We start from the raw sequence: 23,989 nt of genomic DNA, 5'->3' as shown, positions 1-23,989 counted from the left end.
AAAACGATTGGTAGTCGTTGGGGACGTTCTTAAACGACTAGTCAAACAAGAACGTCCCCAACGACTAGGCATGAAAAAGGCAAGGCATAGACCTTCTGGTCATGCCGTGCCTTTTGAATGACAAATTGTCGCTCTGGGTGGCGCGCAGCGTCGACCGGTTCGCCGTTCGTCAGAACGGCGGAACACCTAAAGCAGCGTAACCTCGAAGGTACGCTTGTCGGTAGCGCCGGGGGCCAAGGTGATGGTGTTGACCTTGTGCTCAAAGACGTCGTCCTCGGTGGACATGGTGGTGTGACCGGTCCAGGGCTCGAGCGCCACAAACGGAGCGTCGTTGGCGGCAGACCACACGCCAATGTACTTAAAGCCCTCAAAGTCGATCTTGACGCCATGGCCCGACTTGCGGCCGCGCAGCGTGAGCGTGGAGCCCGGAGTATCGGTGAACATGATGGCGTCGTTATCGAAGCTGCGGTGCGTGATGGGCAGCACGTCCGAGTTGTCGGGAGCCTTGTAGCTACCCTCGAACGTCATAAGGCCATCGGGCGTGATGACGGGGGCCTCGTTAGTCCAAGCCTCGGTAAACGCCAGCTCGTAATCCTCGAATGCCTCGTCCTCGGCACCGGGAGCCGGTACGTTAAACGCGGGGTGGCCGCCCACCGAGAACGGCAGGTCCACGTCGCCGGTGTTAGTGACGGCAAAGGTCTGCGTGAGGGTGGCGTCGCCGGTCAGGGCATAGGTCATGTTGAGCTTAAAGTGGAACGGGAACGCCTTGAGCGACTCGGGCGTGTCGGTGAGCTCGTAGGTAACGGACGAACCGTCCTCCGACACCTCGACGATCTTGTGCTCGACAATGCGCGCGATGCCGTGGCGCGCCATCTCGCAGGTGCCGGCCGCAGACGTCGCCGTGTTGTTGCGCAGCGATCCCACGATGGGGAACAAGATGGGCGCGTGCTTGCCCCAAAAGGCCGGGTCGCCCTGCCACAGATACTCGTTGCCGTTGAGGGCAAGGCTCGTGAGCTGGGCGCCCATGGAATCGATGGCTGCGGTGAGGTCGCCGCGCTTGATGGTAGTGACGGTGGACATACTACTTCCTCCAAAAGTAAACAACAGTGTCGAGGGTTATTGTCCCACTCTTGGCGGCGGGGCTGAGCGGCAGGCACAGTTATTGAGCAATAGCGTAAAGGTCAAACCCGCCCTGCGGCGTGCTATCGACCGTGTCGGGAGCCTGTGAATTAAAACTCACCGGAACCATGCGCTTTGAGGCGCGGTAACGCGTGCCGTCGGTGGCGACGGGCGGCTCATCCACCGTGAGCTCGTAGTCGCCGGGCTTGAGCTCGATGCCGTCACCTTCGGAATTGACGTATTGATACTCGTCGATTGCTTGTCCCTTGAGCGTGCGGCCCACGATATGGACGAGCATTTGGCTGTCGCCGCGCGCGGTATCCCACGTCGCGCCTTCCTTAACCTCGACTGACACATGCACCGAGCGCGTGCGGCTGAGCGATTGCTCGACGGACATCTCGACCTTGGCGGCGTCTTGGCGCTGCTGCTCAACATGGCCCCAGATGCTGCCGATTGCCGAGCAGGCGATAACGCCGGCCATGAAGGCAATGAGGATGGGGCCGAGCGGAGAGCGGCGACCCGCGTCTTCCTCATGAGCCAGGTCGGGGCGATGCGTTGGCGCAGGCGCCTGAGCACCCTGCGCGGGCACGTCGAGAATGCTGATAGATGCCGTACTGCCGGGGTCGATGGTGTGGCGCGGCTGCGGGGTCTTGGCCGGCGAGATGGACATGTCGGCTGGCTCACCCAGCGTGGCCGTGGCATCGGCCTTTGCCTCGTCGGCCTCGGCCTGAGCCCAGGCCTGTTCAAAAGTCAGGGGCTCGGCGGCATCGGAGGCGGCATCCGTCTCGACGGCATCGTTGCCGGTCTCGTCCTCGTCGCCCGACACGTCACGCGGCGCGGGCTCGTCCCACTCCTCGTCCGGAGCCTCGCCCTCGCTATACCACCATTCAAAGTTATCGATATCCATACGGGGCGCCCCTTAGGCCTCGCAAATAAACACTTGTTAGCCTTATACCCGCAGATGGCGCTGGAGCTCGCACGGAATGCGATAAAGGGACTGCTCCTTTGTCGCATCGAAGTTGCGGTGGAATAGTTCCTGTTTGCACGCCCACTCGAGCTATTTAGGGACTATTTCACCGCAAGTTATTTGAGGGCGACGGGGATTTGGATACAGCAGAAGTCCTCTTGGTGAGACTCGTCGTAGCTCGTGGTGTCCAGGTAGCAAAAATCGAAAGCATTGCCGATGGGCTGGAGCGCGTGCCTGTCCATGCAGGCCACGATGGCGCGGATACCCTCGGGCTCGTACGGCATGCCCCAGCGACTCATGCACAGGTACGTGCCCTCGGGCAGCACCTCGACGCCAATCTCCGCCAGCTCGGCAGGATCGCTCGGCAGTATTTCCTCGGCACCACGCGGCAACACGGCAAAGGAACCGGCACCGGCGATGGGGTCGTCGGAATGCAGCGCCTCGCAACGCAGCATGGCGCCCCAACCGCGCATGGGGCGTGTGCCCGTGAGCGCACGCATGCGCAGAATCGCCCGCATGAGCGTGGGGTGCAGCATCGAGCGGCCACGCTCGATATCGCTCGGGAACTCCTCAAAGACCACGTAGCGGCGCTCGAATTGCTTGAGCTCCGGTTTGCCCTCGCGCTCGCGCCAATAGACCGCCTCGTCGTAAAAACTCAGCCGCTCCTGCACGCTCGCGCGCTCGGCTTTGAGCCCGGCAATCTGCTCGTCGAGCGCCTGCACCCGCGAGCGCAGGTGATCGGTCATCTCTCCAATGTCGAACGTCGAGGTCAGGCGATCGATCTCATCGAGTTCCAGTCCCAAGTCGCGCAGCATGCAGATCAGACGCATGAGCGGGATCTGCGTGGGCGAATAGAAACGGTAGCCTTTTTCGTTAACCACGGCGGGTTTAAACAGACCGATCTTGTCGTAGTAGATGAGCGTTTGGCGCGAAACGTTAGACAAGCTCGCCATCTCGCTAATCGCATACATACCCGTCTGCATAGGTCCTCCCGACACACCCTTTGACACGAAAAGCCCGCCGCCCACAGGGGCAGCGGGCTCAAACACTACTCGTATCCTACCCTAAAGATGCCTATGACCAGCGCTTATAGTTGGCGCACGACACGCCGACGGCCTCGAGTGCCTTGGCGGCGATGTGATGCACCGCCTCATCGAGCGTGGCGGGGCCGTTGTAAAACGTGAGCATGGGCGGCATGAGCATGACGCCCGGCACGCGCGCCAGGCGTGCCATGTTGTCGACATGGATCGCACTGAAGGGCGTCTCGCGCACCATAAGCACCAGGCGGCGCTGCTCTTTCATCTGCACATCGGCCGCACGCAGCAACAGGTTTTCGCTGTAGCCGCTCGCGATGCCGGCGAGCGTCTTCATGGAGCAGGGAGCCACGATCATGCCGTCGACCGGATAGGTGCCGCTTGCGATGGCAGCGCCAATGTTCTTGTTGTCGTAGACCACATCGGCATAGCACGCAAACTCGTCGAGCGTCATGCCGAGCTCCTGCTCGATGGTGATCTCTCCCCCGCGCGTGACGACAAGCGCCGACTCAGCGCCGGCCTGGCGCAGGCATTTGAGGCATTCAAGGCCCAGTGCCGCACCGCTGGCGCCAGACACGCCAACGACAATGCGACGGGGACGAACAGAAGACTCAGGCATGACAACTCCTTAACTACTTGGTAGGGCTACTTACTAGAAGGCGAGCTCGGCGGCCCACTTCTCTTCATCGATCTCCATGAACTGCGAGCGGATGAAGTTCTTCTTGAGGTTAAACGGAACCGTGCAGTCGAAGATGGCCTTGCAGGCGATACCGTGCTCGCGGATCGAAGGATCGAACGCGGGGTCGTTGGACGGATCGAGCACGTGGCAGTGGCAACCGGGGATGGTGATGAGGTCCACGTCGGCCTGGAAGCGCGTGGTCATGGCCCACATCACGTCGCTCATATCGAAGATGTCGACATCCTCGTCGACAAGGATGACGTGCTTGAGCTCGGAGAACGCCGAGAAGGCGAGCATGGCGGCGTTGCGCTGACGGCCCTCGTCATTTTTGCTCGACTTCTTGAACTGCATGATGGCAACGAACTTGCCGCCACCGCAGGGAGCGGCGTGAACGTTGAGCAGGCGGCCCGGGATAGCGGTCTCGACCATCTTGTAGATGGAGGCCTCGGTGGGGATACCGGCCATGGACACGTGCTCGTGCGAAGGGCCGATGCAGCTCTCCATAATGGGGTTGACGCGCGTGGTGACGGCGGTGATCTTGATCACCGGGCAGACCTTGGCGCCACCGGTGTAGCCGGGGAACTCGGGCATGGCGTAGCCGTGGCCGTTGACATCCTCGTTGATGGTCTCGTCGTGCATGAGGTAGCCCTCAAGCACGTACTCGGCATTGGCAATGCACTTCTGCGGAACGGTGACGCAGTCGGCAAGCTCGACGGCGCGGCCGCGCAGGGCGCCGGCGATCTGCAGCTCGTTGAAGCCGAGCGGCGTGGTGGGAGCCTCGAAGCCGCAGCACATGTACACGGCGGGGTCCAGGCCGATGGAGATGGAGATGGGCATATCCTCGCCGCGCTGGCAGTACTCGTCAAAGAACGCACCCAGGTGACGGCTGCCCGGGGTGATCCACATGGCGAGCTTGTCCTTGTCGACGCAGGAGAAGCGGTGGATGGTTACGTCGGACTGGGTGCCATCGGGGCTCGTGCCATAGGCGAGGCCCATGGTGATGTAGGGGCCGCCGTCAACGGGCGTGTTGGTGGGAGCGGGAACGATCTTGCGCAGGTCAAAGCCCTCGTCGGTCGCCTTGTACACGACCTCCTGGCAGTCGACGTGCTTGCCCTCGGCGATCTGCTCGGGGGCGATCAGGTTCTCGAAGCGCTTGCCGATCTCGAGGCCCAGGTGCTCCTCGTCCAGGTCGAGCAGGGCGGCAACGCGCTTGCGGCTGGCAAGCATACCGATGCAGACCTTGGCGTCGTCAAAGCCCTTGACGTTGTTGAAGACCATCGCCGGACCCTCTTTGGTCGGGCGCATGACGGTGCCGCCAGCACCGACGTGACGGTAGACGCCCGAGACCTCGGCATCGGGATCGACCTGGGTGTCGGTCTCGAGCAGCTGGCCCGGCATCTCACGCAAAAAGTCGAGCGCGGAACGCAGGTCGTGGATCTGGGAAGCATCGGTAGTGGACATGGCGTACTCCTTTCGGGAGAGTGTCCGGCGACGGGGTGCCGCCGGACGGGGTAACGTAATGGGGCCGCGGCGCTCACAAATGGAGCGCTCGACCACTCGAAGTTCAAGCGCTTGGCTGCTTACAGCCGGGGCGCTCGACCGCTTACATCAGGCCAAAGAGGTGGAACCAGGCGGCCTCGACCAGCACGACGACAAAGACGACCGCGGTGAGGGGGATGCCCATGCGCATAGCCTCTTTGGAGGTGTAGCCGCCGGCGTCCTTGCCTTCGCCGATAAGGATCGGCAGGTTATGGAACGGCAGGATGTAGTGGATGTTGATGGACGTGAAGACGATGAGCGCCACGGCGAGTGGGCTCACGCTGGAGCCGGCGGCAAAGCTGATAAATGCCGGCACGCACACGCCGAGCACGGCCATGACCGAGCCCATGAACATGTGGATGATCATGGAAAGCGCGGCGACGAGCAGGGCGAACAGGAAGATGTTCTCAGGCACGGAGCTGGGGAGCACGACGTCGGCGATCCAGGCGTTCATGCCGGTGGCACCGCCCACGGAGCCCACGGCCATGGCGGCCGTCAGGAACATGAGGGACTTGATGTCGACAGCGTTCCAGCTGGCGGGAGTGAGGACTTCGCCGATGATGGGCATGGCGAGAGCAACGCCAATGGCCAGGGTGACCCAGCCGATATAGTCGCCCGAGACGGTGAGCCACAGCGCGATGGCGATGACAAGCCACACGATGGTGCGGATCTCCTTGACGGAGAGCTTGCCGAGCGCGGCCTGCTTGGCCACGATCTGCTCGCGATCGTAGACGAGCTCCTTGCTGGGCTTAAAGAGGAAAAGGCCCAGGAACAGGGTGCACAGCAGCGCAACCAGCATAGGCACGCTCATGTACAGGAACCAGTCGACGAAGGACGGGCTCATGCCGCCGGCCTCGGCACTGTACTGCGCAACGAGCGGGTTAAGCGTGGAGTCGCCCGTCAGGAAGAACATGGAACCCGGGGCGGCAGCGGCAAACACGAGGAAGCCGAGCTTGCCCTTGTCGTCGTCACCGTAGCCGGCGGACTCGGCGATGACCGAGACGACGGCGAGGATGAGGAAGGCGCGGGGGAACGGATGCGGGATCAGCAGCGACAGCACAAAGGTGAGCGCGAAGATCGAGATGATGAGCGACTTGGCGTCGCGCACGAACTTGAGCATGAACGCGTAGGCGATGCGCTCGCCCAGGCCCGACTCCTTGACCGCGCTGGCGATGAGGTAGGCGCCGATGACGAGCCACATGGTGGCCTTGGTCCACGAGCTAAACGTGGAGGCGACCGTCGCCGAGATGCTCGCGGCGCCCGTGTCGTCCACGCACACCTTGAACAGGACGAGCAGTGCGCAGTAGAGCAGGCCCACAAAGCCCGGCTGTGCCACGCCGCATGCCCAGAACACCACCGTGGCGAGCGTCAGTGCCAGACAGGTCTGACCGCCGACCGTGAGCTCGACCGTCGAGCTCAGCTCCGCCAAAGGAAGAAACTTCACCAGCAAAAAGACAACGATACCCAGCACAAAGCCAATTTCGCGCTTGGTGATCTTAAACGCCTTCTTTTCCGCTTCCATCTCCCCACCTTTCTTGTTGGGGGCGCTCCGAATTCGCAGCCATGTTGCCGCTTAAAAAGGGGCGCCCGTTATCGGACACCCCTTACGTTGCGCTGTGTTGCGGCAATACAGTCAAGCGGATTTTTTGGATGAGAAGCGATTCCCTAGACAAAAACCGTCACAACATTCGACGCTTTTCCTCGTTTTCGAGATTTTCGCCGAATGTTGTGACGGTTTGGATGTGGCAAAGGGACTGTCTTTTTTACATAGCGAGGGCCGTGCGGATGAATGGGTCGCCGAGGGCCTCGCGGAGCCAGGGGGCCAGCTGCTCGGGGTGACCCTGCAGGTAGCCTTTGAGCTCGGACGGAGCCACGCGACGCACTTCCGAGATCTCCTCTTGGTTGATATGCAGCTCGCCCGGCTCAACATGGGCAAGGTAGACCTCGCACCATTCGCACTCGCAGCGACCGTCGCCGTGGTCCTCGCGGTACACCACGTGTCCGAGGTGCTTGAGCTGATCGGGCTCGCGCGTAATGCCGAGCTCTTCGTTGATGCGGCGCGCCGTGGCGGCCGCGACGTCTTCCCCGGGGAGCGGATGGCCGGCGCAGCTATCGGCCAGCACCCCGCCCCACAGGCGCTTGAGCGGACTGCGGCGACAGAGCAGCAGGCGCGCGTCTTCGCCCCGGCCCTCGACCAAAAGCGTCAGAAATGCCTGATGCAGGATGCCCTCACCAGCATGGGCCTCGATGCGGTCGACGGGGCCAAGCGCCTCGCCGGTCGCAGCATCGACCGCCACGACCTCGGCGCCCGCACCGCCCTCATCCCAGCCGGCGCGCAGAATGCGGGCTGCGGCTTCCTCGAGCGCGGCGATGAGCTCCTTGGTGGTGTCGAGCACGCGCTGCAGGTCGTCACCGCTCGCTTGTTCAACATGAAAACCCGTGCTTGCAACTACCGGCACGCCAAAGCGCGTGGCCAGCGCCGCCGCGATATCGTGCGCCGGGATCTCGTCTCGATGGCACGGAACGGCCAGGATGCTCACCGTTGCCGTACGGCCGGGCTCGGGGCGCGGAATGGCCTGCGCCGTGGCGCCCAGGTGCGCAAACTCCGGCGAGCAGGCGTACACCGCCATGCCTCGCGGCGTCACCGTCAGCTGGGCCTCGAGCGCAAACTTGCCCTCGCCCACTGCAACCTTTGTCGTGTGCATACCCATGGGATCTCCTGCCGCCCGCGATGTACCTGAGACCATCTTCGCCTGTATTGCGACTATACAGGCAAGCCCTCCATGTGACAAAGGGACTGCCCCTTTGTCACATTCTGTTAGAGTTGCAGGGATTGAATCCCGCTTATTCATGCGACATTGGAGTGACAACCTTGACCGCCGCAACCACGCCTAAAAGTAAGCCAACCGCCGCCGCGCTCTCCCCCGCGCGCACCAAGCTCTGCCTGGCGCTGCTCGTGCTGTTGGGATTCTCGCTCGGCTGCTCCGAGTTCGTGGTCATCGGCATCGAAAGCGACTTGGCAACGGAACTCGGCATATCACTTGCCACTGCGGGCCAGCTCATCAGCGTGTTTGCGCTCGTCTACGCTATCGCCACGCCGGTGCTTGCGCTCAGCACGGGGCGTTTTCGCCGCTACCAGCTGCTCGTGTGCTATAGCGTCGTCTTTGTGCTCGGCAACCTGGTCATGGCGTTGGCTCCCAACTTCCAGGTGCTGTTTATCTCACGCATTGTCCTGGGCTCTGTCTCGGGTGCGCTGCTCGCCGTGGGCGTGACGTACATCCCTGAGCTGCTATCCCCGCAGCAAACCTCACTTGCCATCTCGGTCGTGTACGGCGCGTTTTCCGTGGCGATGGTCTTTGTGACCTCGATTGGCAAGTTTGTGGCCGACACACTCGATTGGCACGTGGCCATGTACGGCACGCTGACCTTTGCCGTTTTGATCTGTAGCGCGCTCGTGGCGTTTATGCCTCGCGCCGGGCAGACCGATGAGCCCGCCACCTTCCGCGAGCAGGCGGGGCTACTACGCGAGCCGAGTATCATCACCGGCATGCTCATCTTCTTGTTTGGCGTGGGCTCGGTCTACGTATTCTACGGCTACGTGACGCCTTATCTGGAGCAGATGCTGGGCATGGATACCGTTCAGGCGAGCACCACACTTATGGCCTATGGCGTGTTCTGCCTGATCTCGAACATCCTGGGCGGATGGATCGATGCGCGTTTTGGCATGAAGGCGCTGCTGGTTACGTTTGTGCTGCAGGCGGCGGCACTGCTCGGGCTGTTTGCCGTGGGCGCCGCCATGCCGCTCGCGCTGGTCTTTGTCTTTAGCCTGGCGATGCTCATGTACCTGTTCTCGGTCTCATGCATCACGCACTTTATGGACGTGGCACGCAGCCGCCATCCCAAGTCGATGGTACTCGCAAGTTCGGTTGAGCCCATGGCGTTTAACGTCGGCATCTCGTTTGGCACCGCAGTGGGCGGCGCCGTGGTAAGCAGCATTGGCATTGCGTACGTGGGTGCAGTGGGCGCCGCGTTCTCGCTTGTGGCCTGGGCGCTCACGCTGGTGACGATTAAGTTGGCTCGCTGGGAGCGCCGTCGTCAATCTGCACAGCCCCGGATGCAGGCATAGGGGCGAACATAGCCCAAGGTGGCGAGCAACCGGTGAAAACCGTCCCATACGAGTAGTGTTTATCCGCCTGCAAGCTCCAGCAGTGCAATTTCGTGTACTTCAGATACACACTTTTCTACTATTTCGTGTATTCCAAGTACATGAAATCGTACTAAACTATGTATCTGAAGTACACGAAATTGGAAAGGCGGCCCCATGCGCAGATCAATCGAATCCGTTATCGAATCATGGGCGACAAAGGACGCGTCGCGCCCCCTCCTCATCCGTGGTGCGCGACGCGTAGGCAAAACGTACGTTGCCGAGGAAATCGGCAGACGAATCGCCGGCGATGCGTTTGTCAAACTCGACTTTCAGACCGATCTTGAGCTGATCGCTCCGCTGTTCGACTGTCCCACCGACGACGTTAACGCCATCGTGGCGCGAATCTCAGACTATAAACGCACCCCCATTCGCAAAGAAACCGCCTTCATCCTGTTTGACGAGGTGCAGCTCTGCGAACGGGCGCTCAACTCGCTTCGCTTTTTTTCGGGTTCGGGCTGGCGCATATGCGCGACCGGCAGTCAGCTCGGCGTCGCCACGCGCAAGCGCAAGTTGCCTTTTCCCAGCGGCGTTCGTCAAGAGACCATGCATCCTATGTCGTTCGAGGAGTTTCTCTGGGCGCTCGACGAGGAGCAGATGGCCAATGCCATTCGTACCCACGCCGGCACGCTCGAGACCTACGCCGCGCACCAAGCCGCGCTCAGCCTGTTTCATCGATACCAGATCGTGGGCGGCATGCCCGCCGCCGTCAACGCATATCGCAAGACGTTATCCATCGAGGATGCGCGCGTCGAGCAGCGCGAAATCGACGAGACCTATACCGCCGATATGACCGACCCCGAAAACGGGATCAGCGGCGTGGCGGCGCGCAAGGTCTGGCGCTCCATTCCGTCCCAGCTGCTGAGATCGTCCACAAAAAAATTCAAGTACTCCGAGGTCGAACGCGGAGGCCGTCGCGCCAAGCTTATCGAGCCGCTCGACTGGCTCGAAGGCGCCGGCATCATATCGGTCAACAACCTGACCGAAGGCATCGAGCCTCCCCTCGTTCCCTTCGACGACGAAGATGGAAGTTTCTTTAAGGTCTATCTTCTCGATACCGGCCTCATGTTCTACAAACTCGGCATCAACCCGCGGCTCTGGCTCGACCTCAAAGAGGATTCCGCCATAGCGCTATCTTCCGACTTCCGAGGCGCCCTGGCGGAAAACTCGGTCATGCAAGCATTTTCGGGCAATAGCTTGCAGACGTATTACTGGGTGCCGCCGTCGTCTTGGAAGACGACCGGCGAGCTCGATTTTCTACTTCAGACCGACCGTATGGAAATTGTGCCCGTCGAAGTAAAGTCCGCACGTAACGTGCGCGCGAGAACCCTCGGGTCGTTTATGGACAAAGCCCGATCGCCATATGCCTACATTTTGTCCGAGAACAATTTTTCCCGCAGCGAAACCGATGACGGGCGCGAGCTGCGCCACCTCCCCTTGTACGCAGCGGGCTTTATTGGAGCAAACTGCCTCAAGAGCAGTCTGTAAGCCCTGCGCGACCGCCTAGAAAGGAAGCCGCTCATGCAACGCATTCTTTTTATCTGCTATGGAAATATCTGTCGCTCGACGATGGCTGAGTCCGTGTTTACCGAGCTGGTGCGGCGCGCCGGGCGCGCGGGCGAGTTTGTCATTGACTCCGCTGCGACCTCAACTGAGGAGATCGGCAACCCGCCGCATCATGGCACGGTCGCCAAGCTGCGCGAAGTCGGGATTCCCGTCGTTGCGCACCGTGCCCGCCAGGTGCGTCGCGCGGAGTATGGCGACTGGGATCACATTGTCTATATGGATGCTGAGAACGCGCGGGGCCTGCGTCGCATCTTTGGCGACGCAGGCCCCGACGGAAAGATTACGCGCTTGCTCGATTGGACCGAGTGTCCCGGCGACGTGGCCGACCCCTGGTACACCGGCAATTTCGATGCCACCTACCGCGATGTGCTCGCCGGTTGCACCGCTATGCTCGAGCAGCTGTAGGTTCGTGGGCGCACGAACCGCGCCCACGGCATAAATCGAGCGTAGATTTTCTCCCACTTTGAGCGTTCAAGTGCGCTCTATACGGGAGAAAATCAACGCTCATGAATGTGACAAAGGGACTGCCCCTTTGTCACATCCGGGACCGGCCCTAGACCGGCTTGACCTCCAGCTTAATCCCCTTGGCACAGAAGTCGCCCAAAACATCCGAAAGGGCCCAGGTCGCATATAGCGGCAAATAGAGAACCGCTCCGTTGCGCTCAACGTTGCCTTTCGAGAAAACAATCCCGAGCCTTACGCCATATTCAGCCGTATCAAGCACATGACCGAGCGCAGCGTGCGCGTGGTAATAGGAGCCCGATTTAACCTCGATCGGAACAGCCGTCCCATCCGGTCCATCGACCACAAAGTCCACTTCACCGCGCTTTTTTGTCTGATAGTAGTAAAGCTGGCGATTTTGGGCAGCCAGCTGCTGGGCCACCACGTTTTCGTAAATGCCGCCCAGATTGGGCTCCTTGCTATCAAGATACGCCGCTTGGGCGACTCCAACGGGGTAGCGCGCCATCAACATGCCCGTATCCGATTGGTATAGCTTGAACTGCGATGGCCGTGCCGTCTTGAGCAGGGGCGACTTTGGCTCGGTTACGATATCGGCTTTGAGAGCAACGCCGGCATCGACAAGCCATACAAAATCTCGCTGATACTTCTCGTAGTGAGCCTTGGGGTCAATGGAATTGAGCACGAAGCGCTTGTTTTCGCCCTCGAGCATAATAGGGAGCTGATCGTAAATGCTCTGCACCTGAAGGGCTCGCCCGCTTGCATACTTGGAGATATCCCGCCGGTACTGTTCGTTGAGCTCTGACTGTAGCTGACGAACAGAGGCAAGGTCGCCCTGCGTGTCAAGGAAACGCTGCACGACCTCCGGCATTCCGCCGACAACGGTATAGGTCCTGAAGTTTGCCATCATCGCGTCATGAATGTAATCAGGAACGGGCCTCTCGCTGATACACGCGTCACGTATCGTTTGGCGAGCCCCCTCGCTCACCCCGGTTGCCCAGCAAAACTCCTCAAAATCGAGCGGGAACATCCTAAGCTCGTGGACATACCCCACGGGATAGGACCTGACGCCCTTGAACTGAGTCCCGAGCATTGACTCCGAAAACGCCCAGCGGCACCTCCCGTCCTCAACAAGGAACTTTGCCATCGTCATGATGTCGGGGGCCTCTTGGACCTCATCGATAAACACGAGCGTTTTGCCTGGCGCAATCGACTTTCCCGAAAGAAGCGTCACCCTGCTGATGAAATCATCGGCATTCCGCGCCTCGAGAAGAGCATCTTTTGCCTGGCGGTTTTCCATGAGGTTAAGCTCGATGTAGGTTGCATGGTTGGCTTTGCCAAATGCGCGAATCGAATAGCTTTTGCCAATCTGGCGAGAACCCGTAATGAACAAGGCCTTTTGCTCGGAAGACTTCAGCCAACGCTCCAGCTCTGCCGCTATTTTCCTGCGCAGCATAGGCTCTCCCCTCGGTGTCATCAAATGAAATGCAAAGTTTTATACGCTTGATTATCGATGAAACGCAGAATTTTTAGAACCTAAAATCTGATGAAATGCAGAGATTTGAGATTATAAGCAAAAAGAAGGGACACCACCCGCGAATGTGACAAAAGAACTGTCCCTTTGTCACATTGCGCTCAGCTACTCGTCGACGACCTCGGCAAGCCAAACGTTCAGCGTATCGACCTCGGGGCAGCAGAACTTTGCCGTACCGGGCTCGTTGCCAGGCACGGTTCCGCCGTAGCGCAGGATATCGATATAGGGAAAGCCCACATGGCAGGCCATGGCGCACATCTTGCCGCGGTCTCGGTCGAAGTCAAAGACATCGCCCGGCTTATGACCATGGTGGCAGCGACACGCACCCAGCTGGTCCACGCAGCTCACGCGGATACGCGGACGCTTGCCCCGCGGCGCACCGAACGGCTTGCTCTCGCCCGCAGGCTTGACGCCGCCCTCGCCGGCGTTACTCATGGTCAATCACATCCAGGCAGGCCTCGATGGGAAGGCCGGCCGACTTGTCCTCTTGGTCGGCATTGCGCTCGATAAGCTCGGCCACCACACGCATAGCGTCGGTCGTCGCACGTTGCAGGCTCCAGCCGGCCATAACGCGACCCACGAGCACCGACGAGAACGTATCGCCCGTGCCCGGGAAATACACCGGGATCAGCTCAAAGGGAATCGTAAAGTACTCTCCCGCCACATGGTCGTAGCCGATAACGGCACTCGCCCCGTCGACCTTTGCGCTCGTGATGACCACCGACTTGGCGCCCAGCGCGAGCATGGCATCCACGAGCGTACGAGCCTCGTCGGCCGTAATCTGCTCGGCCATAGGCGTATCGGTGAGCAGACACGCCTCGGTATAGTTGGGCACCGCGTAGTCGGCGCACTCGACCAGGCTGCGCATAAGGCCGATGGTCGACTCGGGCACGCCAGCGTAGAGCCTGCCGTTGTCGGCCATGATGGGGTCGACAAACACCTTGGTGCCCTTTTGCGCGCGGCGGTGGCAAAAGTCCGAGATGATGCGTGCCTCTTCCTCGGTCACGATAAAGCCGGTCGAGATGGCGTCGAATTCAAAGCCGAGCTCCTCCCAGATGGCGAGACTCTGGCGGACATACTCCGTGGTGTCGTGGATGTAGAACTTAGGGTAGTTGAGCGTATCGGAAACGAGGGCCGTCGGCAGGTTGTGGATGCGATAGCCCATGTGCGACAGCACCGGCAGCATGGCAGAAAGCGCGACCTTGCCGTAGCCGCACATATCGTTGATCAGCAGCAGCTGAGTGTTCTTCATGAGTGTCCCCCTTGGGTCGGGTGCGACGCGACGGCGCCACAGTGCGACTAAGTGTAGCGCAGGGGACGTTGCAAGCGGGCGCAGGCGCCGAGGAGGGCACATTGTTGCGGAAAGGTTACGGAAATGGGAGGCAAAATCGCGGCGGTAGCGGCACAGTAGCTGCCATCTATTTACTACCATTCCAAAACTATGCCGGATTACTACGATAAACCGTCAGCTTCCAACCACAACGAATTGCACTCCGGAAAAACCGCAGGTAGACAGCTTGTGATTTTACGAAAAACAATGCCGAGGTCTGATATTTCGAATTCATCGTAGTAATCCGGCATAGTTTTGGACAAAGCAACTTCGAAAGGGTGTCACCGCAGCCCAAAATGATTCGTTTTCCTCCGTCCCCCACGGATCACTCAAATGCCAACCGAGGCAGCGCTGCAGATTGAGGACGGACAGCGAAAGCGTTCCTAAGCGAGCAAGGTGACGTGAAAGAGGAGGGCATAGGCCTTGTGGCCATGCCCGACGATTGAACGCCAGATTGCCGCTTAGGAACGTTTGCAACGTCGAGCGGTTACGGCGTTTGGCAAAACGCCGTAACTTAATAAGTTTGGTACCTTGACATTCATTTCTCATGCTCCTAGATTGGTTAGGCACAAAACAATTCCACTACCTAACTAAAGAAAGGAGCAACACTAATTCATGTGCGATGAACCTCTTAACCTTTGTTCGCACGAGCCCGGCGGCGACCCGTCACAGCCGGCGGATGTACCCGAAGCGGTCAGTGCCGAAGACAAACTCGCCAAGCGCATCCTGAGCGGCCTGGGTTTTTGCGGCCATTACATGCATTTTCATGGCGGAGGCGTGTCCGGCAAGGCGCCCATCATCTGCCTGCTGGCCAAGCAGCCCGGCGGCGAGATGTCGCAGCAGGAACTCGGCATGCACTTTGACCTCAAGCCGGGGTCGCTTTCCGAGATCCTGTCCAAGCTCGAGGTCAACGGCCTCATCGAGCGCAGCCGTAACCCCAAGGATCGACGGCAACTCACCATTCGCCTGACCGAAACCGGCCGGGAAAACGCCCGCATCGACCAGGCGGCCCGCATCCGCTTTAGAGAACGGGCCTTTAGTGCCCTCACTCACGACGAGCGCGAGCAGCTCGCCGAAATGCTCGAGAAAATCCGTGTAACCTGGGAGGAACTGGATGATTAAAACCCTCATGGGCAGCATCCGCGACTATATGAAAGTCGCTGTTGCCACGCCATTGCTCGTGCTTGGCGAGGTGCTCTGCGAGGTGCTGATTCCATTTATCACCGCCAACCTGATCGACGCCATCAAAGACGGTGCCACCGTAGCCGAGATGCTTCCCACCGCAGGCTTTTTGGTGCTCATCGCGCTGACGTCGCTTGCTTTCGGCGCCGCTGCCGGCGTCACCTGCAGCCATGCGAGCTGCGGCTTCGCCAAGAACCTGCGTCACGACCTGTTCTACAAGATCCAGACGTTCAGCTTTGCCAACATCGATGAGTTCTCGAGCTCCTCGCTCGTCACGCGTCTGACCACTGACATCAACAACGTTCAGCAGGCCTTTATGATGATCATCCGTATCGCCGTGCGCGCGCCGCTGGTCTTGATCTTCGCTTTTACCATGGCATTTATCATGGGCGGCAGCGTCGCCATGGTCTACCTGGTCATCATTCCGCTGCTGGGCTTTGGACTGTTCTTTATCATCTTTAAGGTACGCCCCATCTTCTCGCGCGTGTTCCACAAGTACGACGCCCTTAACGAGTCCGTCGAGGAAAACGTCACCGGCATGCGCGTGGTCAAGAGCTATGTGCGCGAAGACTTTGAGAAGGAGAAGTTCGCCACCGCCGCGCGCGACGTCCAGATGGACTTCACCCGCGCCGAGAAGCTGCTCGCCTTTAACAACCCCATGATGAACATCTGCGTCAACGGCGCATTTGTCGTCATCATCTACCTGGGATCCAAGCTCATCATCACGAGCCAGGGCACGCTGTTCGACGTGGGCCAGCTCTCCTCGATCTTTACCTATGGCTTCGCGATCCTCATGAGCCTGATGCAGCTGTCGATGATCTTTGTCATGGTGACCATGGCCGACGAATCGGCGCACCGCATTACCGAGGTGCTGGCCGCCGAGCCCACGATCGCCGATCCCGCCGAGCCCGTGCTCGAGGTTACCGACGGTTCCATCGACTTTGACCACGTGAGCTTTAAGTATTCCGCGCATGCAAAGCGCCAGGCGCTCGACGATATCGACCTGCACATTAAGAGCGGCGAAACCATCGGCATCATCGGCGGTACCGGCTCGGCCAAGTCCACGCTCGTTAACCTCATCGCCCGCCTGTACGACGCCACCGAGGGCACCGTGCGCGTGGGCGGCATGGACGTGCGCGACTACGACTTGGACGCCCTGCGCCACCAGGTGGCCATGGTGCTGCAGAAAAACGTACTGTTTAGCGGCACCATTGCCGAAAACCTGCGCTGGGGCGACCCGAACGCCACCGACGAGGAAGTCCGCGAGGCGGCACATCTGGCCTGCGCCGATGAGTTTGTCGATGGCTTCCCCAAGGGTTATGACACCTGGATCGAGCAGGGCGGCTCCAATGTTTCCGGCGGTCAGAAGCAGCGCCTGTGCATTGCGCGTGCCCTGCTGCGTCGCCCCAAGATCTTGATCCTGGACGACTCCACCAGCGCCGTCGACACCAAGACCGACGCCAAGATCCGCGCAGGGTTGGCAAGCTATCTGCCCAACACGACCAAGCTCATCATCGCCCAGCGCATCAGCTCCGTGCAGGACGCAGACCGCATCATCGTCATGGAGGGTGGCCGCATCGCGCAAATCGGCAACCATGACGAGCTGCTCAAGACAAGCGAGATCTACCGCGAGACCTTTACCTCGCAAAACAAGATGTCTGCCGAGGGCGAAGGGGCCGTCGAGGCCGACACCGAGGCATCCGCAACGCAAGCCCAGACCCAGGAAGGAGGCGAGGCACATGAGTAAGGCAACGACCGCCGAGCGCGCACTCAACCGCAAGGGCGGCACCATGTCGCGCCTCATCAAGACGCTCTTTGGCTTCTACCCCGTGCTTTTGCCCCTCGTCGTTGTCGGCGTGGTGCTCTGCGCCATCATCAACTCCATCGGTGCGACCTTCCTTCAGAGCGCTCTGCAGATTATTAGCGAATCGTGGCAGTCGGGCGATTGGGAAGCCGCACAGCCCAAGATCGCACAGCTCGTGACCACCCTCGCCTGCATCTACGGCGTCGGCATCCTGTCCTCGCTCTTCTGGAACCGCGCCATGGCCATCGTCACGCAGGGCTCGCTCGAGAAGCTGCGCGAGAAGATGTTCAACCGCATGCAGGACCTGCCGATTCGCTACTTCGACACGCACCAGCGCGGCGACATCATGAGCCACTACACCAACGACATCGACACGCTGCGCCAGATGATCAGTCAGTCGCTGCCCAACCTGCTCATGACGACCATCGTCATCGTCACGGTGTTCTTTATCATGCTGTACTACAGCGTGTGGATGTGCCTGGTCATTGTGGCCGGCGTCGCCTTTATGACCTTTATGACCAAGCTGCTCGGCTCCAACTCCGCGCGTTTCTTTATTGCGCAGCAGACCGAGCTCGGCGTGGTCGAGGGCCATATCGAGGAAGTCATGAACGGCCAGAAGGTCGTCAAGGCATTCTGCCACGAGTCTGCCGCCGAGGCCGATTTTGACGAGCGCAACGAAAAGCTCTTCGAGGTTTCCCAGAAGGCCAACATGTACGCCAACATCCTCATGCCCATCCTTATGAACCTGGGCAACCTGCTCTACGTGCTGGTGGCCCTTGCCGGCGGCATTTTCCTGGCGCTGGGCGTGCCTAACCTGAGCATCTCGGGCATGGCGTTGTCCATCGCCGTCGTGGTGCCGTTCCTCAACATGACCAAGCAGTTCTGCGGACAGATCGGCCAGATCTCGCAGCAGATCAACGCCGTGGTCATGGGCCTCGCCGGCGCCGACCGTATCTTTGAGCTCATCGACGAGAAGCCCGAGGCCGATGAAGGCTACGTGACGCTTGTCAACGCGCAGGTGAACCCCGATACCTGGGAGTTCGAGGAGGCCGACCACCACACCGGCATGTGGGCATGGAAACACCCGCACCGCGCAACCGGCGAGATCGAGTACGTACCGCTGCGCGGCGACCTGGTCATGGACAACGTCGACTTTGGCTACACGCCCGACCACGAGGTGCTGCACGGCGTGTCCGTGTTTGCCAAGCCGGGCCAGAAGGTCGCGTTTGTCGGCGCCACCGGTGCCGGGAAGACGACCATCACCAACCTCATCAACCGCTTCTATGACATCGCCGACGGCAAGATCCGCTACGACGGCATCAACGTCAACAAGATCCGCAAGGCCGATCTGCGCCGCTCGCTGGGCGTCGTGCTGCAGGACGTGAACCTGTTCACCGGCACCGTGATGGATAACATCCGCTACGGCAACCTGGACGCTACCGACGAGGAGTGCATCGCGGCGGCCAAGCTCGCGGGCGCCGACGACTTTATCACCCGCCTGCCCGACGGCTACGACACCATGCTCACCGGCAACGGCGCGCAGCTGTCGCAGGGCCAGCGCCAGCTGATTTCAATCGCACGCGCTGCCGTCGCCGATCCGCCGGCAATGATTCTGGACGAGGCCACATCGAGCATTGATACCCGCACCGAGGCTATCGTGCAAGCGGGTATGGACAAGCTCATGGAGGGGCGCACGACGTTTGTCATCGCGCATCGCCTGTCCACCGTGCGCAACTCCGACGCGATCATCTGCCTGGACCACGGCCGCATCATCGAGCGCGGCAACCACGACGAGCTGATCGCCAAGCGCGGGTACTACTATCAGCTCTATACCGGAGCGTTTGAGCTGGAGTAGCTCAAAACAGCCCCAACGCTCCCAACGGAGTTCCCCGAGGGAGACGGGGTGTTTGCTCCGCGCGCAGTTTCGCAGCGAAGCGAGAATGTTTGAGCACGGAGTAAACACCCCGTCTCCCTCGGGGAACTCCTGCGCGCAGTCTTTTCTCGCAGCCTAAAAAGAAGTGGTGAGGCCCTGGCCGTTTGGCCAGGGCCTCATTTTGTAAGGAGTCAAAAAAGTCCCGTCCCAGATGAGCTACTTGAGGAGTTGAGCCATGGCGTTGACGAATTTTTGGACTTGGAGGGTGGGCTCGAGCGGATAGTGCAAAAAGACCGGCACCTCGCGACCGCACAGGAACGGCACGCCCACAAAGGCAGGGTGCACCCCCGACCACGCTCCGCAGGTGAGCACCGCGTCGCCCTTTTCCTCCGCCTCATTAAAGAGCGCAAAGTCAAAGCTGTCCACGTCGATCACGTCTACGCCGCCGTCGGCCAACAGATCGATACGCAGACTGTCCATAGCGTCGTTGCCGTGACGGAGCACGCGCAGGCGCATGCCCTCTAAGTCGGCAACTGTGATGCGCGTCTTGCGCGCCAGCGGGCTTGTGCGCGGCAGGTCGATATAAAACGGCACGTTGACAATGCGGAGCCTTTGGCAGGCATCACCCCAGCGTGGGGTAGAAAAACTCGACTGCACCACATCGACCTCGCGGCCCAAGCTGCGCATGACGGTCTCGCGCTCATCGTAGAGGTCGCTTACCGGCACGATCTCAAATCGCAGCGACGGTTCCAGATCGTAAATGCCCGACCACATCGACAACGTTTGGCGCCCCGGGCACATCATCGACACGCCCAGGCGTACGGCACCGCCATCGCCCGCTGCGCGTCGGGCGCGGCGCAACGCATCCTCGGACTGCCGCATGATCGAGCGCGCGTCATCCACCAGCAGCGCGCCGGCCGGCGTCACCTTGACGCCCGAGTGCGAGCGTTCGAACAGCGTGATACCGAACTCGGCCTCGAAACCCGACACCTGCTTGACGAGCGCCGGAGTCGACACGCGCAATTTTGCCGCCGCACGCGAGAAGCTTCCCAGCTCCGCGGCGGCCGATATGGCCTCAAGTCGTCGATCGTACACGTCAATCTCCCGTTTTCGCGCCCGTGGCCACATAGCGCCACAGGGGGTTGTTTTCGCAGGTCACGCGCTCAATTGAACATAAACTGCATCGCACAGTGTAAACCTACGGTTAACGCTATTCTAACAAATATGCAATTCACCTGCGCAAATGCAAAGCATACAGTAACCAGCGAATACCACGTGGGTCGGTTAATGGGAGCGACCCACCGGAAGGCACAAGAAGGGAAGTTCCTATGAGCAATTGGCTTAAGCTCGAGGGCGATGTCTGCGCCGTGACCGGCGCGCTCGGCGGTATGGGCGCCGAGATCTGCCGCGAGTTCGCCCGCAATGGCGCCAACGTCATCCTGCTCGACCTGGACGAGGAGAAGGTCAAGGCCGCTGCCGCCGACCTCGCTGCCGAGTTTGGCATCCACGCCGAGGGTTACAAGATGAACGCCACCGACGAGGCCGAGGTTCAGGCCGCCGTCGACGCCACCATCGCCGACTTCGGTCGCGTCGACGTCCTCGTCAACACCGCCGGTATCCTGCGTTTCGCAGCCATGGAAGACCTGCCGCTGAGCGACTGGGAGCAGGTGCTCAACGTCAACCTCACCGGCTACTTCATCACCTCGCAGCGCTTTGGTCGCGAGATGATCAAGGCCGGCCAGGGCCGCCTGGTGCACATCTCGACCGTCGCCAGCCACTCCCCCGAGACGTTCTCGGGCGTGTACAGCTCTACCAAGGCCGGCGTCAACATGATGTCCAAGATGCTCGCCGCCGAGTGGGGCCCCTACGGCGTGCGCTCCAACTGCGTCGAGCCCTGCTTCGTCAAGACCCCGATGTCGGCCAATTTCTACGCCGACCCCGAGGTCGAGAAGAGCCGCAGCCGCCTAATCGCCACGCGTCGCATCGGCGAGGTCAGCGATATCGCCAACGCCGTCATGTTCCTGGCGTCCAAGCGCTCGGACTTTACCACCGGCGACGCCATCAAGGTCGACGGCGGCTTCTCCAACATGATGGGCGACCTCACCGCCAAGCCCGGCGGCCGTCGCGCCTATGCCGACAACTACCTTAAGAACAAGGGTGTCGAGCTCTGGTCCGATGAGTCCGGCGTCGCCAAGCCGACTGACCAGTAAACCAACCTAACAGGGAGGCCTGCGGACACGCCCGCTCCTCCCCCGTATTGATTAGAAAGAGTCCAATGGCTTCCACCAACTCCAACAAGGGTCGCGCCGTCGTGCTTTCCGCCGCGTGCGTCACCATGTTCTTCATCAGCTCAATCGCGCTGTATTCCGTCGTGAGCAAGAACCTACTCGCCGTCTACCCCGAGTGGTCGAGCGCCCTTACCTGGGCTTTCCCGGTCTTTCAGACCATCATGGCCGTGACGGGCATCTTCGCCGGCCGCATCTCCGATAAGATCGGCCCGCGCAACGTCGTGATCGCCGCCGCCGTGTGCTACGGCGTGGGCTGGTTCATGTCCGGCACCGTCACCGAGCCGTGGCAGTTCTACCTGTGGTTCTCGCTCGTCGCCGCCGTCGGCAACGGTCTGGGCTACAACCCGGCGCTCACCACCGGCCAAAAGTGGTTCATCGACAAGAAGGGTCTCGCCTCCGGCATCACCCTGGCCGCTTCGACCGCCGGCCCCGCCGTGCTGTCCCCGGTGCTCGCCTCGCTGCTCATCCCGAGCTTGGGCATCTTTGGCGCCCTTAAGGCGCTCGGCGTCATCTTCTTTGTGACGATTGCCGCCTCCGCCCTGCTCCTGAAGGCCCCCGAGGCCGGCTGGCTGCCCGAGGGCTTCGAGGCCCCTAAGGGCGGCGCACATGCCGGTACCTTCGGTGACCTCACCCCAGGCGAGATGGTCAAGACCCCGCGCTTCTGGGTCCTCATCGTCACCTTCGCCTTTGCCGCCACCGCGGGCACCCTGCTCGTGGGCAAGGTTGCCTCCATCGCCGCCGTCCAGCTCTTCGCCGACCCCACGAGCGCCGCTGCCGTCGCCCTCGGCGGCGTGGTGGTCTCCGTCAACACCTGCGCCAACCTGGTTGGCCGTCTGTCCTTTGGCCAGATCATCGACAAGATCGGCGCCTATAAGTCGCTGCTCATCAGCCTTGTCGTCACCATCATCGCCCTCGTTATCATGTCGATGAGCTTTACGCAGAGCATGTTCTTCGTGGCGCTCGCCCTGCTCGGCTTTAGCTTTGGCGCCCTGCTCGTCATCTACCCGCCGCTCACCGGTGGCGCCTTTGGCACCAGCAACATCGGCGTCAACTACGGCATCATGTTTTTGGGCTACGCCGCTTCCACCTGGATCAGCCAGCCCATCACCGCTGTGCTGTATCACGCCGAGGCCGGCAGCGCCGCCTACCAGCAGTCCTTCTACGGCGCCATTGTGATCGCCGCCATCGCCGTCGTACTCACCGTCTACATGATGGTCTCCGACAGCAAGAAGAAGTCCGCTTAGTTTTACCGATGCGACAAAGGGACAGCCCCTTTGTCGCATTCCACCGGTCACCAGTATTAAGGAGTCGAAATGTCTGAGCTCAACCCCGTCCGCATTGCCGTTATCGGCGCCGGCGCCATGGGCCGCAACCACATCCGCTTTGTCACCGAGGAGCCCGAGGCCGAGCTCGTCGCCATCGCCGACGCCTTTGAGGGCGCCCGCGCCACAGCCGAGGCCGCCGGCGTGCCGTTTTATACCGATCCCGCCCAGATGATGGACGAGGTCAAGCCCGAGGCCGTCATTATCGCCACCCCCAACGACCTGCACCTGGGCGTTGCCCGCGAGGCCATCAAGCGCAACATCGTGCCGCTGGTCGAAAAGCCGATCTCCAACGACCTCGAGGATGCTCAGGCCTTCGCCGCCGAGGCCGAGACCGCCGGCGTGCCCGTACTCGTGGGTCAACACCGTCGCCACAACCCCTTCGTTAACAAGGCCAAGGAGATCATCGAGTCCGGCGAGCTGGGCAAGCTCACCGTGTCGAGCTTCCACTATATGATTTATAAGAATGACGAGTACTTCGATGTCGAGTGGCGCCGCAAGAAGGGTGCCGGCCCGATCCTGGTCAACCTGGTGCACGACGTCGACCTGCTCCGCTACCTGCTGGGCGAGCCCGTTGCCGTCCAGGGCATGCAGTCCAGCGCCGCCCGCGGTTTTGAGACCGAGGACTCCGCCGTGGTCAACGTCCGTTTTGCCGATGGCGCGCTCGCGAGCATGACCATCTCCGACGCCACCGCCAGCCCCTGGAACTGGGAGGCAACCGCTCGCGAGGATCCGCAGTATCGCCCCTTCGACGCCGATGCCTACTTTATCGGCGGCACTAAGGGCGCCCTGTCGCTGCCCCGCCTGCACCAGTTCTCCTACGACGGCGCCTCCAACTGGCACAAGCCGCTGCAAATGGAGATTCCGGCCGTCGACCCGGCACTGCCGCACAAGATGCAGCTCAAGCACTTTGTGAAGGTTGTCCGCCGCGAGGTCGAGCCCGTCGTGACCCCCGCCGATAACGTCAAGACGCTCACGCTTCTCAACGCCATCAAGGAGGCCGCCGAGACCGGCCAGCTCGTCGAGCTGTAACGCCTTGGGGCAGACCGCGGCAAAACCCCATGCCGAGCCCCTCGGTCCGCCACAAAT

At 61.0% G+C, this 23,989-nt stretch carries 20 protein-coding genes; 9 read left to right on the top strand and 11 right to left on the bottom strand.

Annotated elements, in window-relative coordinates:
- Window positions 1-186: 186 nt before the first annotated feature.
- From ARB25_RS05055 to ARB25_RS05025, 7 genes are all read right to left on the bottom strand, one after another.
- Window positions 187-1,080, bottom strand: coding sequence for an aldose 1-epimerase family protein (locus ARB25_RS05055; protein ID WP_055286318.1), 894 nt, complete (start codon window positions 1,078-1,080; stop codon window positions 187-189).
- Between the two features lie 79 nt (window positions 1,081-1,159).
- A complete protein-coding gene (locus tag ARB25_RS05050) occupies window positions 1,160-2,026 on the bottom strand; it encodes a hypothetical protein (RefSeq protein WP_055286316.1) in 867 nt (288 codons plus the stop codon).
- Between the two features lie 176 nt (window positions 2,027-2,202).
- A complete protein-coding gene (locus ARB25_RS05045; RefSeq protein ID WP_055286314.1) occupies window positions 2,203-3,069 on the bottom strand; it encodes a MerR family transcriptional regulator in 867 nt (288 codons plus the stop codon).
- 91 nt (window positions 3,070-3,160) lie between these two features.
- Window positions 3,161-3,739 carry a UbiX family flavin prenyltransferase gene (locus ARB25_RS05040; protein WP_055286312.1) on the bottom strand — a complete coding sequence of 193 codons (579 nt, stop codon included), beginning with the start codon at window positions 3,737-3,739 and terminating at the stop codon, window positions 3,161-3,163.
- A 33-nt stretch (window positions 3,740-3,772) separates the two neighbouring features.
- Window positions 3,773-5,260 carry a UbiD family decarboxylase gene (locus tag ARB25_RS05035; RefSeq protein WP_055286310.1) on the bottom strand — a complete coding sequence of 496 codons (1,488 nt, stop codon included), beginning with the start codon at window positions 5,258-5,260 and terminating at the stop codon, window positions 3,773-3,775.
- Window positions 5,261-5,402: 142 nt separating this feature from the next.
- Entirely contained in the window at window positions 5,403-6,860 is a 1,458-nt protein-coding gene (locus tag ARB25_RS05030; protein WP_070100742.1) for an SLC13 family permease, read from the bottom strand.
- A 241-nt stretch (window positions 6,861-7,101) separates the two neighbouring features.
- The gene (locus ARB25_RS05025) at window positions 7,102-8,049 is read right to left on the bottom strand and encodes an isopentenyl-diphosphate Delta-isomerase (RefSeq protein ID WP_055286308.1); all 948 of its coding nucleotides are present in this window, start codon (window positions 8,047-8,049) and stop codon (window positions 7,102-7,104) included.
- A gap of 152 nt (window positions 8,050-8,201) precedes the next feature.
- Between ARB25_RS05025 and ARB25_RS05020 the strand changes: the two genes are divergently transcribed.
- The 3 genes from ARB25_RS05020 to ARB25_RS05010 all read left to right on the top strand — a co-directional run bounded on the left by ARB25_RS05020 (window position 8,202) and on the right by ARB25_RS05010 (window position 11,513).
- Entirely contained in the window at window positions 8,202-9,464 is a 1,263-nt protein-coding gene (locus ARB25_RS05020; RefSeq protein WP_253276050.1) for an MFS transporter, read from the top strand.
- A 195-nt stretch (window positions 9,465-9,659) separates the two neighbouring features.
- Window positions 9,660-11,030: an ATP-binding protein gene (locus tag ARB25_RS05015; RefSeq protein WP_055286306.1), complete on the top strand. Its 1,371-nt coding sequence runs from the start codon at window positions 9,660-9,662 to the stop codon at window positions 11,028-11,030.
- A gap of 33 nt (window positions 11,031-11,063) precedes the next feature.
- Entirely contained in the window at window positions 11,064-11,513 is a 450-nt protein-coding gene (locus ARB25_RS05010; protein ID WP_055286304.1) for a low molecular weight protein-tyrosine-phosphatase, read from the top strand.
- 148 nt (window positions 11,514-11,661) lie between these two features.
- On the opposite strand, the gene ARB25_RS05005 is transcribed toward ARB25_RS05010, so the two are convergent.
- From ARB25_RS05005 to ARB25_RS04995, 3 genes are all read right to left on the bottom strand, one after another.
- A complete protein-coding gene (locus ARB25_RS05005) occupies window positions 11,662-13,023 on the bottom strand; it encodes an ATP-binding protein (protein ID WP_055286302.1) in 1,362 nt (453 codons plus the stop codon).
- A gap of 183 nt (window positions 13,024-13,206) precedes the next feature.
- Window positions 13,207-13,536: a TIGR04076 family protein gene (locus ARB25_RS05000; protein WP_082421876.1), complete on the bottom strand. Its 330-nt coding sequence runs from the start codon at window positions 13,534-13,536 to the stop codon at window positions 13,207-13,209.
- A complete protein-coding gene (locus tag ARB25_RS04995; protein ID WP_055286300.1) occupies window positions 13,529-14,353 on the bottom strand; it encodes a PfkB family carbohydrate kinase in 825 nt (274 codons plus the stop codon). The genes ARB25_RS05000 and ARB25_RS04995 overlap by 8 nt, the downstream gene beginning before the upstream one ends.
- A gap of 693 nt (window positions 14,354-15,046) precedes the next feature.
- Between ARB25_RS04995 and ARB25_RS04990 the strand changes: the two genes are divergently transcribed.
- Genes ARB25_RS04990 through ARB25_RS04980 form a run of 3 tightly spaced genes read left to right on the top strand, consistent with a single transcriptional unit; the run spans window position 15,047 to window position 19,272 of the window.
- Entirely contained in the window at window positions 15,047-15,553 is a 507-nt protein-coding gene (locus ARB25_RS04990; protein ID WP_055286298.1) for a MarR family winged helix-turn-helix transcriptional regulator, read from the top strand.
- Window positions 15,546-17,360: an ABC transporter ATP-binding protein gene (locus ARB25_RS04985; RefSeq protein WP_055286297.1), complete on the top strand. Its 1,815-nt coding sequence runs from the start codon at window positions 15,546-15,548 to the stop codon at window positions 17,358-17,360. The genes ARB25_RS04990 and ARB25_RS04985 overlap by 8 nt, the downstream gene beginning before the upstream one ends.
- Window positions 17,353-19,272 carry an ABC transporter ATP-binding protein gene (locus ARB25_RS04980; protein ID WP_055286295.1) on the top strand — a complete coding sequence of 640 codons (1,920 nt, stop codon included), beginning with the start codon at window positions 17,353-17,355 and terminating at the stop codon, window positions 19,270-19,272. The genes ARB25_RS04985 and ARB25_RS04980 overlap by 8 nt, the downstream gene beginning before the upstream one ends.
- A gap of 234 nt (window positions 19,273-19,506) precedes the next feature.
- On the opposite strand, the gene ARB25_RS04975 is transcribed toward ARB25_RS04980, so the two are convergent.
- Window positions 19,507-20,385, bottom strand: coding sequence for a LysR family transcriptional regulator (locus ARB25_RS04975; protein ID WP_070100741.1), 879 nt, complete (start codon window positions 20,383-20,385; stop codon window positions 19,507-19,509).
- A gap of 233 nt (window positions 20,386-20,618) precedes the next feature.
- Between ARB25_RS04975 and ARB25_RS04970 the strand changes: the two genes are divergently transcribed.
- The 3 genes from ARB25_RS04970 to ARB25_RS04960 all read left to right on the top strand — a co-directional run bounded on the left by ARB25_RS04970 (window position 20,619) and on the right by ARB25_RS04960 (window position 23,932).
- Window positions 20,619-21,500 carry an SDR family NAD(P)-dependent oxidoreductase gene (locus ARB25_RS04970; RefSeq protein WP_055286291.1) on the top strand — a complete coding sequence of 294 codons (882 nt, stop codon included), beginning with the start codon at window positions 20,619-20,621 and terminating at the stop codon, window positions 21,498-21,500.
- Between the two features lie 65 nt (window positions 21,501-21,565).
- Window positions 21,566-22,822 carry an MFS transporter gene (locus tag ARB25_RS04965; RefSeq protein WP_055286289.1) on the top strand — a complete coding sequence of 419 codons (1,257 nt, stop codon included), beginning with the start codon at window positions 21,566-21,568 and terminating at the stop codon, window positions 22,820-22,822.
- Window positions 22,823-22,891: 69 nt separating this feature from the next.
- On the top strand, window positions 22,892-23,932 hold the full coding sequence (locus ARB25_RS04960) for a Gfo/Idh/MocA family protein (protein WP_055286288.1): 1,041 nt from the start codon (window positions 22,892-22,894) through the stop codon (window positions 23,930-23,932).
- Window positions 23,933-23,989: the final 57 nt, after the last annotated feature.

Source organism: Collinsella aerofaciens, from assembly GCF_001405375.1.
Lineage (GTDB): Bacteria > Actinomycetota > Coriobacteriia > Coriobacteriales > Coriobacteriaceae > Collinsella > Collinsella aerofaciens_F.
The sequence above is the reverse complement of the archived record's forward strand: the minus strand, read 5'-3'. Positions and strand labels throughout refer to the sequence as shown.